Raw genomic sequence first — 14,621 nt, 5'->3', positions numbered from 1 at the left:
GAAGTCCCCTCCTGTAATTGGGGGTACGTACGATCTACGCCATTCTTTTCAATCTCCGTCGCGTTTTTTCTCTTCGCCGCCTGGCGGCGCGTCAAAAAATTCCGGCCGATATTCGAAATGCATCGTGTCAAAATGGCCCCATTTGCCGCCCCAGATGAACCCATGGCGTTCGAAAATCTCCACGATCTCGTAGGGAATCCGATTGCGGTAACCGCCCTTGCGCCAGAGCCAATAATCAGAAAAGTCGGTGTTGAGATCGATCGCCGCGCCATAGGCGTGCATGCTGCGTTTGCCGGTGTCCTTCACAACGCGGCAATTGAAGGCGCCGGCGCTCGGATAAGCATGACGCTTGATGTCCTGCGGCAGACGGTCGATTTCCGCGGCGACCGCGCGCAGTCTTTCGGCGACGCCGTTGATCGTGGTGACTCGCACCTTGCCGGTGAACCAGGGAATATCGGTCAAATGCTTCTGCGTTTCGCGCTTGTCGCAATCCCCATACATTTTGTCGAAGAAGGCGGCGTTGCGGAATCGCCCCGGATCGTCCTGCGGTCCGGGAGGCTTGGTCAGCGCGCCCTTGGGATAGGGAAGGCTCAACTGATCCAGGAGAGAGGCGTTTTTCAGCTTCTCGTCGAAGCTTTTGTCGGTCCTGCCGTCGGAGAGATCTTGTCTTGTTCCGTCGCGGAAGATGATCGCGGCGTCGTCGCGACCGGCGATTTGATCCGGATAGGCGTGCGTCAACGCGTCGGGCGAAATCGCCTGCCCACGAGCGCCGATGGAAAGGAAAAGCAATTCGACGCCCGCGAGGAGCAAGCCGGTCTTTAAGCGGCGTCGCACTGCGTCTTGACCTTGCGTCGTCCCAAAGACAGGCGCGACGGCCGACCGAGCCGATCGCACTGGTCCGCGAGACGCAAAACGCTTTCGACATGCACGTTGCGCGTCTCCGTGCGCACGCCATGGGCGCGGAGCTTGGCGAAGGCGCGCGACAGCGTCTCCTGTTTGACGCCGAGCCGCGCGGCGATCAGGCGCTTGTCATAGGGCAGTCGGAAGCGGCACCGGTCTTCGCCGGGCGGGCAGAGGTCAAGTAGGAAAAGGGCGAGGCGCTGATCGGCGTTCTGGCTCTTGAGCGACTCGACCTCGCCGATGAGACGCGCGATGCTCTCCTTGGAGTCCTGCATCACCGCGGCGCAGAGCGACGGCGACTCCCGAAGAAGCCGAGCAAAGAGCGCCGCCGGCAGCTTGAGCGCGCGCGTCGCGCCCACCGCCTTGGCGGAGAGCGTGTGAATCTCATCGGCGTCGGTCGGCGCCTCGCCGACCATTTCGCCGACCGAGCGAATGCCGATGAGCGTTTGGCGTCCCGAAGACGAAAGGCGCAGCAGCTTCACATGGCCGCTCAAAACGAATGCGAGGTCTGTGACCATAGCGCCTTGATGGAAAAGCGAATCGCCGTCCTGGAGAGACTCGATCCTGGCGTCCGCCGACAGACGCGACAATGTGGCTTCGTCGACCTCGGCGAAGAGCGAAGCCCTGCGCAGCTCCCCCGGGCCTGCCGGCTGCGGCGCGCACGGAACGGCGCGTCTCTTCTGCGAGGCGTTGTCACCGCTTCGCATGGCGGGGCCGGTGTCGACAGTCAAACTCGCGCCTCCTTCCGAAGCGCGCGGACTCACGCGCGTCACCGGAGGGATGACACGACGCATGAAGCGGAGGCGCCGCCGCTCCCTCCCGCGCATGTTTCTCTTAATGCCGCCAATGGGAAGGCTAACGCGAACCGTCAACCCGCGAAAGGCGAGGCACGCGGGACAAACCGTCGCATGGGTTAGCGTCGTTGGTCGCCGCGCTCCAGCAGAAACACAGCCTGTTCGCCGAAGAGATTCCACACCCACCAGGGCGCGCTGAAGCGGATCGGCGCGCCGGCGCGATCAAAGGCGACTCCGCGCTCGATGTGCGCGCCGAGTTCGTCGACGATCTCGACGAAGTCACGGACGGTGCAAAGATGAATGTTCGGCGTGTCATGCCAGTGATAGTCGAGTCGCCCGGTGACCGGCATGCGGCCGCTGAAGGCGAGCTGCGCGCGCACGCGCCAATAGCCGAAATTGGGAAATGAGATGATGGCGCGCCGACCGATGCGCAGCATATTGGCGAGCGCGGCGCGCGGGCGCCTTGTCGCCTGCAGCGTCTGCGAGAGAATCACATAATCGAATCCGTCGTCCGGATAATCGGCGAGGTCGGTGTCCGCGTCGCCCTGAATGACGGAAAGTCCTTTCGCGACGCATTCATTGACGCCTCGCTGCGAGAGTTCGACGCCGCGGCCGTCGACGCCCTTCTTCTGCGCCAGGAGCTGCAGCAAGGCGCCGTCGCCGCAGCCGACGTCGAGAACGCGCGCGCCGGGCGCGACCATCTCGGCGATGACGGCGAGATCGAGACGCGGTTGCTCGAGCGGCTGCGCGAGCCGCTCAGGCGTCTCGGCCGCAGGCGTGTCGTTCATTGCGAGGTCCCGTCAGGCGCGAGCCCGCGCGCGTTTGCGGCTGAATCGAGAAAGCCGCGCGTCGTCGCAATGAACATCGGCTCGTGCAGCAGGAACGCGTCGTGCCCCTTGTCGGATTCGATTTCGACGAAAGACACCGACGCGCCGCCGGCGTTGAGCGCATGGACGATGGCGCGCGAGTCCGAGGTGGGATAGAGCCAGTCCGACGTGAAGGAGACGACGCAAAAGCGCGTCTTGGTGTCCTTGAAGGCCATGGCCAGCGAACCGCCATAGTCGGCGGCAAGATCAAAGTAGTCGCAGGCGCGGGTGACGAAGAGATAGGAGTTGGCGTCGAAGCGCTCGACGAAGGCGAGACCCTGATAGCGCAGATAGTTCTCGACCTGAAAATCCGCGTCGAAGGAGAAGGTCGGCGCGCTGCGGTCCTGCAGCTTGCGGCCGAACTTACGCTGCAGCGCCGCTTCCGAGAGATAGGTGATATGCGCCGACATGCGCGCCACCGCGAGTCCCTTCTCGGGCCGCACGCCCTGCTCCTGATAGCGCCCCGAGCGCCAGTCCGGATCGGCCATCACCGCCTGTCGGCCGACTTCGTGAAAGGCGATGTTCTGCGCCGAATGTTTGGCGGCGGTGGCGATCGGCATGGCCGAAAACACCCGCTCCGGATAGCTCGCCGCCCATTGCAGCACCTGCATGCCGCCCATCGAGCCGCCGGCGACGCAAAACAGCGTCTCGATTCCAAAATGATCGATGAGCATCGCCTGCGCCCGCGCCATGTCGCGGATGGTCACGACGGGGAAGTCGAGCCCATAGGGCTTGCCGGTCGTCGGATTGATCGACGCCGGGCCGGTCGTGCCCATGCAGCCGCCGACGACATTGGAGCAGATCAGGAAATAGCGATTGGTGTCGAAAGGCTTGCCGGGTCCCACCATGGCTTCCCACCAGCCGGGCTTGCCGGTGACGGGATGAACGCCCGCGGCGTATTGGTCGCCGGTGAGCGCATGGCACAGCAGAATGGCGTTCGTCCGCGCGGCGTTGAGGCGGCCGTAGGTCTCATAGGCGATGGACAGAGGCGCGATGCGGCCGCCCCCGTCGGTCAGAAGCGGTCGGTCGGGCTGAAAGACGACGGTTTTCGGCGCGAAGCCCTCGCCGCAGGCGGGCCGCGCTTCTGACAAGACGGACAAGCGATCTTCCTAGCGTTCGATATGCCGAACAATTCGTTCGGCAACATCGATGGGGCGGGCGGAGGTGTCAAGCGCCGCGCGGCGGCGCACAATGTTTCTCGCCGTCTTGATATGTCCGGCATATTCCCGCACATGTGCTATGAGGAAATGGAAGCCCCAGGGCAATTGTGTGAAGGATTGTTTTCCTCACCTTCATCCTGAGGAGCCGCCGCAGGCGGCGTCTCGAAGGACGAGGGTGAGGGAAAATACTCGAAAACGGGCTTCCTCGCCCTTCGAGACGCATGCTGCGCACGCTCCTCAGGGTGAGGAAGCCCTTCGCCCGATCAACCAGGGAGACCCTCTCGAAGCGAGGATAATGCGATTCCTCAAGAAACCGCCCGCACCGCCCGCATCTCGCGCCCGATGTGCTTGCCCTTGTGAAGCGCGCCGCCGAAATTCAGGGGCGCAGCGTCAGCGACTTTGTCGTGAGCGCCGCGCAGGAAGCCGCCCACCGCGCCATTGAGGAAACGGAAATCATCCGCCTCCCGGTCGCCGGTCAGCGGGCTTTCGCCGACGCGATCCTGAAACCGTCCGCGCCGTCGGAAGGGTTGAAGCGCGCCCTCGCCAGTCACCGCCGCCTTATTTGCGCGGTTCGTTGAAGGCGTTTGTCACCGCGATCCTCAGCCGCGATCACGATCGCAACGGCTTTCACTCCGGCGTCGAGGCGCTTCAGGACATCAAGCGGCGCATCGCCGGCTGCTTCGTGAGCGAATGATTTTCAGGCCATAAGGCTTTCGGCAGGCGCCCCCTGATAAGGTCGGCCGCTTGATGTAATCCTCTCTTCTCTAGTTCGCGAAGAAAGACAGGCCACGGGGGGATATTGCTCCTGTAATCATCTCCAGAAAGGGTAGACATTCCGCCGCCTGGCAATGTCGACAATCCACCATATCGGAGTGTGGAGAGACCGCCGTATTGCAGCGTGGACAACCCTCCGTATTGGAGTGTCGATAGGCCGCCATACTGGAGCGTCGAGAGACCACCACATTGCAAGGTCGACATCCCGCCACCTTGCAACGTCGACATTCCGCCGCCCTGTAAGGTCGACGCACCGCCGCCTTGCAGTGTGCACATACCGCCACCTGCCAGCGTCGAAAGGCCGCCACCCTTTAGCGTTGATAAATTGCGCGGCCAAGTCAGACGCTCGGGAATGTGCGGTTGCATCTATCTCTCTCCAATTATTTAGCGGCAGGCACTAATCGACACTTACACGCCAAACGGCCTCTTGGAATTAGCGATATATTTTCTCGATGTAAGCGGCGCTTCGAAAATTCCGTCGTCTAGAAATCGCAAAAGCTCCTTGATGCGCTTCTTCTCGCTCGGGATTACTATTTTTCCACCTTCAACGCTTATATCTAAACCTAGAGCCGTGGCCTTTTCGGAAATCTCATCAACAGAACAGTTATGCAGAACGTTTGTACGTGTTATAGCATGCACCATTTTCCTGACATTTTCATCGGCAAGCGCTTTAAACGCATCCGCGCTCGTCACTTGAAGACTATCATGAGTACAAAATGTATCAAGCTCATCATCTGTCGCCGCAATATATAAATTGTTTAATTGAAAAATACGCTTCACCATAAAGAAGCTTTTGAATTTTAGCCTATTACCATCAATTATAGCAGTTATATGATTGTCTAGCGAGAATGCTTTTTCAGTCAATTCCTTAAATGTATTACCGTCAAGCATAAGGCAGAATTTAGTGTTATTTAATATTTGCTGGGCTGAAAATTTCTGAATTAGAATTCTATGGTTCGCCCCATCTTCTACGGAAATAAACAGAGCTTTTATCGCCTCGCTGAGAAAATTATTGGCATCAATTGCTGGATACGACATCGCATTTCCAGAGACTGCGGCAGCCAAAAGCTGCGCCTCGTCTGGTGCGTCAATCACAAGTATCTCGTCGTCATCCGGTTTCCAGTCTCCACCAAAATCCACCTCTTCGGAAACCCCTTCAAGAAATGCAGCCTCCTGCCCTTGAAAGATGCCGCCAATTTTTGCCTGTACCGGGCCAGTAACGCTCACGCGTTTGATAACCGGCTGATTCGCCTGTCTGCAAAATGCAAATAGGTTTGTCATTCGAATTCACTCCATATCCAGGAGGATATACTCCGTAAGTTGGCCAACAACCAGTTTATTAGCCGCAGTTCTTAGGTGTTTCTTCGTTATGAGAACAAAGGTTACACCGTCTGTTGATTCAACCTTATAAAAGTGCCACCCCATCAGGCCAAGCAATGGGTTGAAGTGATACGAATACCCCGTCGCGGTTATAACAGAAAATATTCCAATTACGGGGATCCATAGCTGCCAATTCAGCGTGTTAATTTTATCTGTAAAGAGCGGAAGCAAATATAAAAGCATGAACCCGATATTTTCTTTGTCAGCCGCTTCGACTGCTGCGGCCTTAAAGTTCATGCGTTCTAGAAACTTCTTCGCATATGAGATCGTGAACACACACGAAATGACCGCTATCACGCTAAATGACGCAGCTATTACCGCAACGACCTTTTCATTTTGTGTGAACGCAACCCAAGCATATGTGAACCCGATGGGAGCCATCGAGGATGCTGTCAGCATTAGGCGTGCAATACCGCTCAACATCTATACGCTCTAAGTTTTACCGATAAAGACGTTCAATTCTGGTTTTGCGCTGATTTTATACGATCCATTTGAGCTATCGCGCTTGCACCTGTCTTCCGGTATATGGCGTAATTGCCTTGGAGCACAACGCGAAGACCGCGCGCCAACTGTTCGCGCGAAACCCCCGAAGAAGGGAAGTCGAGCAACCGCGCGCATGTCGCTTTGATGTTATCGAGCAAGCGGGCTGCGGCGGATTCCGAGTCGGCGGCGACGTAGGCCCAAATCTCGGCGAGGTCGGCTTCCGCCGCGTCCGTCAAACGGAGGCGGGCCGGCCTGCTAATAGCTTCCTCCCTCGCGCAACGATGGCGTCGGCGTCGAAATCCTTTACGCGACCGGCGGCCACGTCGGCTAACCCCTTGTCGATGTCGGCCTTGAGCGCGGACAGTTCCTGAAGCTGCAAGGCGCGCTTCATTTTCCAGTCGCGGATCGCCTCTCGAACAACCTCGCTCGTCGAGGCGTAATTCCCCTCGGCGACGGCGGCCTTAACGACGGCGGCCATGTCCGCTGGGAGGGTGATGGTCAATCGTTCGATATCGGCCACGCTTTGCCCCTTTCTCAATGTTCATACTTTATCATACTTATGAGGCAAATGGAAACGCAATGCGCCCGACGACGCGAACGCGCACCAATGCGCCGTGCCCCCCTCAATCAAACAGCGTCGGCGGCGGCTCGCCCGGCGGCGGGGCGCTCATCGTCTCCACCGCGGCGGCGAGCTGTGCGAGATCTTCGGGACGGGACAGCCGATGATCGCCGTCGGCGATGAAGGTCAGCGTCACCGGATCGGCGTTCAGATGCTCGACGATCGTCAGCGCATGCCGCCAGGGCACGGCGTCATCGCGCATGCCCTGCAGAATATGCACGCGCCCATAAGCGCGCATGAGGCCGCCGAGCAGCAGATGATGGCGCCCCTCTTCAATCAGCCGCCTTGTGACCGGCCCGTGATCCGGCTCCTTGGCGGGCAGGACGCCTTTTTCCAAGAATTCGCGGCGCGTCGCTTCGTCGAAGGAGTTCCACATCAGCGCCTCGGTGAAATCCACCGCCGGCGCGAGCAGGATCAGTCCGGCGAGCCGCGCGCTCTCGCCTTTTTCGGCCAGCCGCCGCGCCAGAAGCAGCGCGATCCAGCCGCCCATCGAGCTGCCGATGACGATCTGCGGCCCCTGCGTCGAGCGCTCGAAAACCGCGAGGCTCTGCTCCAGCCAATCGCCGATGCAGCCCTCCTCGAATTTTCCGGCCGAGCGGCCATGGCCCGAATAGTCGAAGCGCAGAAAGGCGCGCCCCCGCGCTTTCGCCCATGCGTCGAGAAAGCTCGCCTTGGTTCCGTCCATATCGGAGGCGAAGCCTCCAAGCCAGACGAGGCCCGGCGCGTTTCCGGCCGCGGCCGTCGCGGCGCGCCATCGCCGCGCGATGCGCCAGGCGCCGCCCGCCGGACTGGGAATGTCGAGGAAGTCGAACGTGTCCGACAAGCAGGTTCACTTGGGTTCACTAAGGATCGAAGAGGCGACGCGATTGAAAATAAGCGGTTTGCTCATAGTTGGTAAAGGATCTCGCAACAGAATGCCGCAGCCGGACGATTCTGTCCGGGGCTCGCGTTAGCCTAGCGATGTCGCAACAAACCGCCACGATCGCCGCCCCCGGCCAGCGACTGTCCGGACGAACGATCCTGCAGATCGTGCCCGATCTCCAGTCGGGCGGGGCGGAGCGTGCGACGGTGGACGTGGCCGAGGCGCTCAGCCGGGTCGGCGCCCGCTGTCTGGTGGCGTCGCGCGGCGGCCGCATGGTCAGCGAGCTGCAGTCGAAAGGCGGCGTCTGGGCGCCGTTTCCGGCGGCGACGAAAAATCCCTTCGCGATGGCGCTGAATTCGGTGCGGCTGGCGCGAATCATCCGCGACGAAGGCGTCGACATCGTGCATGCGCGCTCGCGCGCGCCCGCCTGGGTCGCCTATTACGCGGCGCGTCAGACCGGCGCAAAGCTGGTCACGACCTATCACAGCGCCTATAGCGGCGCGTCGCCGGTCAAGCAGCGCTACAACGCCATCATGTCGGCGGGCGACGCGGTGATCGCCATTTCGGAATTCGCCGCCCAGCGCATCCGCGAATTGCATCCGGAAAGCGCGGATCGCATCGTCGTCATCCCGCGCGGCGCGGATCTGCGCGCCTTCTCGCCCGCCGCCGTCGACCGGCGCCGGGTCGAGCGGCTGCGCGCGGCGTGGGGCGTCGCGGCGCATGATCGCGTCGTGCTGCTGCCGTCGCGGCTTTCGGCGCGCAAAGGCCATTCGGTTCTGGTCGAGGCGACCAAGCGGCTGATCAAGCAGGGAATCTGCGATCTGCGCGTCATTTTCGTCGGCGACCCGCACAGCGATTCCACTCGCCGCGCCCTCGAAACGCAGATCGAGCACGCCGGCCTGCGCGACGTCATTCGCAACGCCGGCTACTGCGAAGACATGCCGGCCGCCTATATGGCCGCCGCCGTCATTGTCGCGCCGGCGACGGAGCCGGAGGCGTTCGGGCGGATCGCCGTCGAAGCGCAGGCGATGGGGGCGCCGGTGATCATCTCGGATATCGGCGCCGCGCCGGAGATCGTCCTGGCGCCGCCGCAGACCCCGCGCCATCTTGCGACTGGATGGCGGACGCCGCCGGGCGATCCGGCGGCCTTGGCGGAGGCCATCGCCGAGGCGCTGAGCCTGCAGGCCTCGGCGCATGACGATCTGGCGCTGCGGGCGCGCCGAAACGCGCAGGAGCGTTTTTCGGTGGAGGAGATGCAGCGCGCGACGCTGCAGGTCTATGAGCTTCTGCTTGGGCTTTAGCCACGTTGGACCAAAGCCTGGCTCAGGCGCGGCGGCTGAAAAAGCGCAGCGCGCCCAAAAGCGAATCGGCTAGAGTGCGGCCGTCAATCGGACGGGTCGCGCGCGCAGCGCCATGGTCGCGCCAGTTGGGCTTCCCCTAAGCTCGCCCGGCGGCGCGACTCTTGCTGTTTCATCGCCAATCGCCGCCTGACCCATTTATCCTTCGCTAGAATCAGCGCGCGAGCAACGAGGCGGCATGACGAACTCCATTCATCTCGAATCCTATCGCGAGGCGCTGGTCTTTCTCGCCACGGCGGGGGTCGTCGTCCCGCTGTTTCACCGCATCAAGATTTCGCCGGTGCTGGGCTTTCTCTTCGCCGGCGTCGTGCTTGGGCCGTTTGGTCTGGGCCGACTGGCGAGCGACCATGAATGGGCGCGCAATTTCACCATCACCAATGTCGAGGGCGTCTCCAATCTCGCCGAATTCGGGCTGGTCTTTCTGCTGTTCATGATCGGCCTCGAACTGTCCTGGGAGCGTCTCGCCCGCATGCGGCGGCTCGTCTTCGGACTGGGGCTCGCGCAGGTCGTGGTGTGCGCAAGCGTGCTCGCGGCTGTGGGCTTCTATTACTTCCGCGTCGAACTTGGCCCCTCGATGTTGATGGGCATCGCCCTCGCGATGTCGTCGACGGCGGTGGTGCTGCCGGTGCTCGCCGAAGCGCGGCGCTTAAACAAGACCTCGGGGCGCGTCGCCTTTTCGGTGCTGTTGTTTCAGGACCTTGCCGTCGCGCCGGCGCTGTTTCTGGTTTCCGCGCTCGCCGAAGCCAAGAACGGCGGCTTCACGGGCGAACAGGCGGCGTGGGCGTTTGGGCGGGCCTTCCTCGCCATGGGCGCGCTGATCTTCATCGGACGGCTGCTGCTGCGTCCGCTGTTTCGCATGGTCGCGGCCGTGCAGCTGACCGAACTGTTCATGGCCGCCTGCCTTCTGGTGGTCATCGGCGAGGCGGCGCTTTCGGCGGCCGCCGGATTCTCCATGGGCCTTGGCGCCTTCATCGCCGGGCTGCTGCTGGCGGAGACGGAGTTCAGGCGCGAGGTCGAGGTGACGATCGAGCCGTTCAAGGGCCTGTTGCTCGGGCTCTTCTTCGTTTCGGTCGGCGCCGGTCTCGACATGGGCGCCGTCGCCGTGGATCCCTTTCCGATCTTCCTATACGCCGCCGGGCTGATCGCGGTTAAGGGCGCGATCATCTTCGTTCTTGCGCGGCTCTTTGGCGTCGAATGGCGCCCCTCGGCCGAGGCGTCGCTGCTGCTGGCGCCGGGCGGCGAATTCGCCTTCGCGCTGCTGACCTCGGCGATGGCCGTCGGCGTGCTGCCGGGCCACTATGGCGCCGACGCGATGATCGTCGTCACGATCAGCATTTTCGCCATTCCGCTTCTTGGCCGGATCGGCGCCGCGCTTGTTCCGCCGGCGACGGAAGCCGAGGACGAACTGCTTTATGCGGATCTCGCGCCGGCGGCCGAAATCGCCGGGGACCGCGTCGTGATCGTCGGCTTTGGCAGAATCGGCAGCCTTGTCGGCGAAATGCTGAAGCGCCACGACATTCCGTTCGTCGCGGTCGAAAACGTCGTGTCGCTGGTGACCGCGGGGCGCGAGGACGGCGTCGAAATCTACTGGGGCAACGCCACGCGGCGCGAGTTCCTGATGCGTTGCGGCGTGGCGCAGGCCCGCGCGCTCGTCGTGACGATCGAGAATGTTCACGCGGCCGGAGAGATCGTCCGTCTGGCGCATGACATCCGCGGCGATCTCACCATCGTGGCGCGGGCGCGCGACGCCGACCACGCCACCGAACTTTACAAGCTCGGCGCGACCGACGCGATTCCCGAAACGGTCGAAGCCAGCCTGCAGCTCGCCGAAACCGTGCTCGTCGATATCGGCGTGCCGATGGGCTTCGTCATCGCCTCGATCCATGAGAAGCGCGACGAGTTTCGCAAGCTGCTGCAGCCGTCCGACGACAAGACGCGCGCGCGGCATGCGGAGCGCAATCGAAAGATCAGGCGCGAGCATACGCGCCGGCGCATATCGGGCCGCGCCGCGGAAGAGAGCGGCGAGGAGGTATAGGGCCCCTCTACAGCCTCCACAGCCCCAGCGCGATTGTCGCCAGCGTCAGCGGCGCGCCGACCCTAAAATAGGTCCAGAAGCCGATCGTCACGCCCAGCGCGCGCGCCCGCTCGACGACGATGAGATTGGCGATCGAGCCGACAAGCGTGAAATTGCCGGCGAGCGTCGAGGCCATCGCCACAATCAGCCAGGCGCGCCTCGGATCGCTCAGTCCGATGATGAACGGTTTTAACGCGAGAACCGCCGGCACATTGCTGACGATGTTGGACAGCACGGCGGAAATGAGCGCGAGCGTCGGCGCGTCATCGAGCCGGAGCCGCCCGACGTCCGCGATCTCTCCTGGCGTCAGCACCACCTTGTCGAAGGCGCCGACGACGATGAAGAGTCCGGCGAACATCAGGAGCAGCGGCCAGTCGATTTCACTGTAGATTTTCTTCGAGCCGATGCGCCGCGTGAGCAGCAGCAGGCCGCCGGCGACGATCGCCGCTTTGGCGGGCGGAACGCCGGCGAAAAAGAACCCGATCATCGCCGCGGTGATCAGCAGCGCCTTTGAGGCGAGCGCCGCATGAAAGGGGCGGGGCGCCGCAACGATCGGCGTCAGCCTCTCGCGCGAGAAGAATTCGCGCGGAAAGGCGAGCGCCACCAAAAGGATCGTGAGCGCGACGCCGGCGAAGGCGATCGGCCAGAGCGCCGCTGAAAAATCGCCGTAGGAAACGCCGGAGGCGGCGGCGATGATCATATTTTGCGGATTGCCGGTGATCGTCGCGACGCTGCCGACATTGGAGGCGAGCGGGATCGCCAGCACATAGGGCGTCGGATCGCGCTTCAGGCGCCGCGCCAAGTCGATGACCAGCGGCGGCATGACGAGACAGATCGCGTCATTGACGAGAAAGGCGGAAAAGAATCCGGTCGCCGCCGCGACCGCGACGAGCAGGAAGATCGGACGCCGGGCGACGTCCGCCAGCCAGTCGGCGGCGCGGCGGAAAAAGCCGGAAAGGCGCAGATTGGCGACGACGATCATCATGCCGAGCAGCAGCGTGATGGCGTCGAAATCGATGGCGCGATAGGCCTCGTCCAGCGTCAAGGCGCCGACGCCGATCATCAGGCTCGCGCCGAGCAGCGCGCCGCCGGCGCGGTCGAGCCGATAATAGGGCAGCCTGCCGATCGCGAGCACGAGATAGGTCGCCGCGAAGATCGCGCCGACCGCCGCCGTCTGCGGCGTCGGCGTCGGCAGTCGGCCGAGCAGGGACAGAAATTCGCCGAGCCCCAGGATCGCGACAGCGGCCAAGGCCGCGCTCCCCGCGACAATGATGGCCGCAAGAATCCCAAGCCAGAGCGTGAGGAAAGGGTGGCGCAAGCGATTGGGCGCGGGCTCGGGCGAGGAGGGCATGCAACCCGGCAAGTTAGAGCGCGCGCGCGAAAGACGACGCTGGGAGGAGGGGTTATGGCGCCTGGCCTTGCGCGCGCCAAGCCGGCGCCGCCGATTTCCTATTGTGCGGCATAGTTAATAGATATATTCCTATCCCCTAGGAAACTCTTCCGAGTCGCGGCCTGCCATGTCCGACATTCTCACCCATGCTCAGATCTGGGCGGCGATCGACGCGCTCGGCGAGCGATATGGCATGACGCCGTCCGGCCTGGCGCGCAAGGCCGGCCTCGATCCCACCACCTTCAATCGCTCCAAGCGCGAAACGGCGCGCGGGCGCCAGCGCTGGCCGTCGACCGAATCGATCGCCAAGGTGCTGGCGGCGACCGGCGCCGGGCTCGACGAATTCATGTCGCTGGTGACGGCCAACAGCGCCGCCGGCCGGTTGCGCCATACGCGGCCGCTGATCGGCCTGGCGCAGGCGGGGGTCGGCGGCTTTTTCGACGACGCCGGCTTCGCCACCGGCGCCGGCTGGGACGAGATCGACGTCTTGGCCGAGGCCGACGAACATTCCTACGCGCTCGAGATCTCAGGCGACTCCATGGCGCCGCTGTATCGCGACGGCGATGTGGTTATCGTCTCGCCGGCCGCGCCGGTGCGGCGCGGCGATCGGGTGGTCGTCAAGACCACCTCGGGCGAGATCATGGCCAAGGAGCTCAAGCGCGAGACGGCGCGAACGATCGAACTGCGTTCAGTCAATCCCGCCTACCCGGACCGCACGATTCCGCGCGACGAGGTCAGCTGGATGGCGCGCATTCTCTGGGCGAGCCAATGACGTGTGACGCTTAGCCGCCGACCGACGCATCTAGCCTCGCGCCGATGCAGCTGTGGTATAAGCTTCAACCTCTTGCGCCGCTTCCATCCGGGTGAAATCCGCCATGCGTCTTTCTTCGATCGTCTCTCTTATCGCGCTTCTTGTCGGCGGCCCGGCGTTTGCCGACGCAGGCCTGAGGGACCGGGCGAAGGAGCTTTTCCAGCCAATTCCGTCAGCGCCGCCGGCGATTCCTGGAGAGACGGCGACGCCCGAAAAACTCGCGCTCGGCAAGATGCTGTATTTCGAGCCGCGCCTTTCCGAGACCCACGACATCAGCTGCGCCGATTGTCACAATCTGAGCATGGGCGGCGTCGACGGCGGCGCGCTCTCGGGGGGCCACAATGCGCAGCTCGCCGGCCGCGAAGTGCTCACGGTGATGAACGCCATTTTTAACACGGCCCAATATTGGGATGGGCGCGCCGCCAATCTTTCCGACCAGGTGGTCAATTCGGTGATGGCCAATCCCAAGGCGATGCTGAAAACCCGCGGCGGCCCGATGCCGATCAATCCGACGGAACATGCGGCCGCAAAGCAGCGCGCGGTCGAACTCTTCAAGGGAATCCCGGGCTATGTGGCGGCGTTCAAACAGGCCTTTCCCGAACAGAGCGATCCCGTCGCTTATGCCAACATCGGCCGCGCCATCGCGCTGTTCGAGGCGACGCTGATCACGCCCGACGCGCCGTTCGACCGTTGGCTCAAAGGGGACGATCAGGCGCTGTCCGACGCGCAGAAGGACGGGTTGAAGCTCTTCATCGAGAAGGGCTGCGCGAGTTGCCACAACGGCGTCAACGTCGGCGGCGGCATGTATGCGCGTTTCGGCGTCGTCAAACAGCCGACCGCGGAATTTCTGCCGCCGGACGACTTGGGCCGCTTCGCGGTCACCAAGGCGATCGCCGACAAATACGCTTTCAAGGTTCCCTCGCTGCGCAACGTCGAACTGACGGCGCCCTATTTCCACACCGGCTCGACCTTCGATTTGAAGAAGGCCGTGGCGGTGATGGGCGAAAGCCAGCTCGGCGTCGAGTTCAGCGCCGACGAGACCGATAAGATCGTCGCCTTCCTCGATTCGCTAACCGGGCGCCAGCCTGAGGTGGTCCTGCCGATTCTGCCGCCGCGCACCGCGCCGCCGTTTAGCCAGGCTCAGTGACGA

General features: G+C 62.8%; 15 protein-coding genes. 5 read left to right on the top strand and 10 right to left on the bottom strand.

Annotated features, from left to right (window positions below):
* Positions 1–48: 48 nt before the first annotated feature.
* From BN69_RS10270 to metX, 4 genes are all read right to left on the bottom strand, one after another.
* A complete protein-coding gene (locus BN69_RS10270) occupies positions 49–834 on the bottom strand; it encodes a M15 family metallopeptidase (protein ID WP_244434914.1) in 786 nt (261 codons plus the stop codon).
* Entirely contained in the window at positions 819–1,631 is an 813-nt protein-coding gene (locus BN69_RS10265; RefSeq protein WP_244434913.1) for a Crp/Fnr family transcriptional regulator, read from the bottom strand. Before BN69_RS10265 ends, BN69_RS10270 begins: the two co-directional genes overlap by 16 nt.
* 182 nt (positions 1,632–1,813) lie before the next feature.
* Positions 1,814–2,482, bottom strand: coding sequence for a methionine biosynthesis protein MetW (gene metW / locus BN69_RS10260; protein ID WP_014891534.1), 669 nt, complete (start codon positions 2,480–2,482; stop codon positions 1,814–1,816).
* Positions 2,479–3,651, bottom strand: coding sequence for a homoserine O-acetyltransferase MetX (gene metX, locus BN69_RS10255; protein ID WP_148277249.1), 1,173 nt, complete (start codon positions 3,649–3,651; stop codon positions 2,479–2,481). Before metX ends, metW begins: the two co-directional genes overlap by 4 nt.
* Positions 3,652–4,064: 413 nt before the next feature.
* On the opposite strand from metX, the gene BN69_RS18805 reads away from it, so the two are divergent.
* The gene (locus tag BN69_RS18805) at positions 4,065–4,298 is read left to right on the top strand and encodes a type II toxin-antitoxin system TacA family antitoxin (protein ID WP_083858733.1); all 234 of its coding nucleotides are present in this window, start codon (positions 4,065–4,067) and stop codon (positions 4,296–4,298) included.
* A 604-nt stretch (positions 4,299–4,902) separates the two neighbouring features.
* On the opposite strand, the gene BN69_RS10245 is transcribed toward BN69_RS18805, so the two are convergent.
* The 5 genes from BN69_RS10245 to BN69_RS10225 form a co-directional block, all read right to left on the bottom strand.
* Positions 4,903–5,775 (bottom strand): Kiwa anti-phage protein KwaB-like domain-containing protein, encoded by an 873-nt coding sequence (locus tag BN69_RS10245; protein WP_014891530.1) that lies wholly within the window; start codon positions 5,773–5,775, stop codon positions 4,903–4,905.
* A gap of 6 nt (positions 5,776–5,781) precedes the next feature.
* The gene (locus BN69_RS10240) at positions 5,782–6,297 is read right to left on the bottom strand and encodes a hypothetical protein (RefSeq protein WP_014891529.1); all 516 of its coding nucleotides are present in this window, start codon (positions 6,295–6,297) and stop codon (positions 5,782–5,784) included.
* A gap of 32 nt (positions 6,298–6,329) precedes the next feature.
* Positions 6,330–6,593 carry a type II toxin-antitoxin system RelE/ParE family toxin gene (locus tag BN69_RS20070; RefSeq protein WP_014891528.1) on the bottom strand — a complete coding sequence of 88 codons (264 nt, stop codon included), beginning with the start codon at positions 6,591–6,593 and terminating at the stop codon, positions 6,330–6,332.
* A complete protein-coding gene (locus BN69_RS10230) occupies positions 6,590–6,877 on the bottom strand; it encodes a ribbon-helix-helix domain-containing protein (RefSeq protein ID WP_014891527.1) in 288 nt (95 codons plus the stop codon). The genes BN69_RS20070 and BN69_RS10230 overlap by 4 nt, the downstream gene beginning before the upstream one ends.
* 103 nt (positions 6,878–6,980) lie before the next feature.
* Positions 6,981–7,799 (bottom strand): alpha/beta hydrolase, encoded by an 819-nt coding sequence (locus BN69_RS10225; protein ID WP_014891526.1) that lies wholly within the window; start codon positions 7,797–7,799, stop codon positions 6,981–6,983.
* 137 nt (positions 7,800–7,936) lie between these two features.
* On the opposite strand from BN69_RS10225, the gene BN69_RS10220 reads away from it, so the two are divergent.
* Together BN69_RS10220 and BN69_RS10215 are read left to right on the top strand one after the other, a co-directional pair.
* Positions 7,937–9,139, top strand: a complete 1,203-nt coding sequence (locus tag BN69_RS10220) for a glycosyltransferase family 4 protein (protein WP_014891525.1) — start codon at positions 7,937–7,939, stop codon at positions 9,137–9,139.
* A 235-nt stretch (positions 9,140–9,374) separates the two neighbouring features.
* Positions 9,375–11,231, top strand: a complete 1,857-nt coding sequence (locus BN69_RS10215) for a cation:proton antiporter domain-containing protein (protein ID WP_014891524.1) — start codon at positions 9,375–9,377, stop codon at positions 11,229–11,231.
* A gap of 7 nt (positions 11,232–11,238) precedes the next feature.
* On the opposite strand, the gene BN69_RS10210 is transcribed toward BN69_RS10215, so the two are convergent.
* Positions 11,239–12,621 (bottom strand): anion transporter, encoded by a 1,383-nt coding sequence (locus BN69_RS10210; RefSeq protein WP_014891523.1) that lies wholly within the window; start codon positions 12,619–12,621, stop codon positions 11,239–11,241.
* Between the two features lie 166 nt (positions 12,622–12,787).
* Here BN69_RS10210 and BN69_RS10205 point away from each other — a divergent pair, with 166 nt between their 5' ends.
* Positions 12,788–13,432, top strand: a complete 645-nt coding sequence (locus tag BN69_RS10205; protein ID WP_014891522.1) for a S24 family peptidase — start codon at positions 12,788–12,790, stop codon at positions 13,430–13,432.
* Between the two features lie 103 nt (positions 13,433–13,535).
* The gene (locus BN69_RS10200) at positions 13,536–14,618 is read left to right on the top strand and encodes a cytochrome-c peroxidase (protein ID WP_041926923.1); all 1,083 of its coding nucleotides are present in this window, start codon (positions 13,536–13,538) and stop codon (positions 14,616–14,618) included.
* The last annotated feature ends 3 nt before the right edge of the window (positions 14,619–14,621 follow it).

Source organism: Methylocystis sp. SC2 (assembly GCF_000304315.1).
Classification (GTDB): Bacteria; Pseudomonadota; Alphaproteobacteria; order Rhizobiales; family Beijerinckiaceae; genus Methylocystis.
This window is presented reverse-complemented; position numbering and strand designations above follow the sequence as displayed.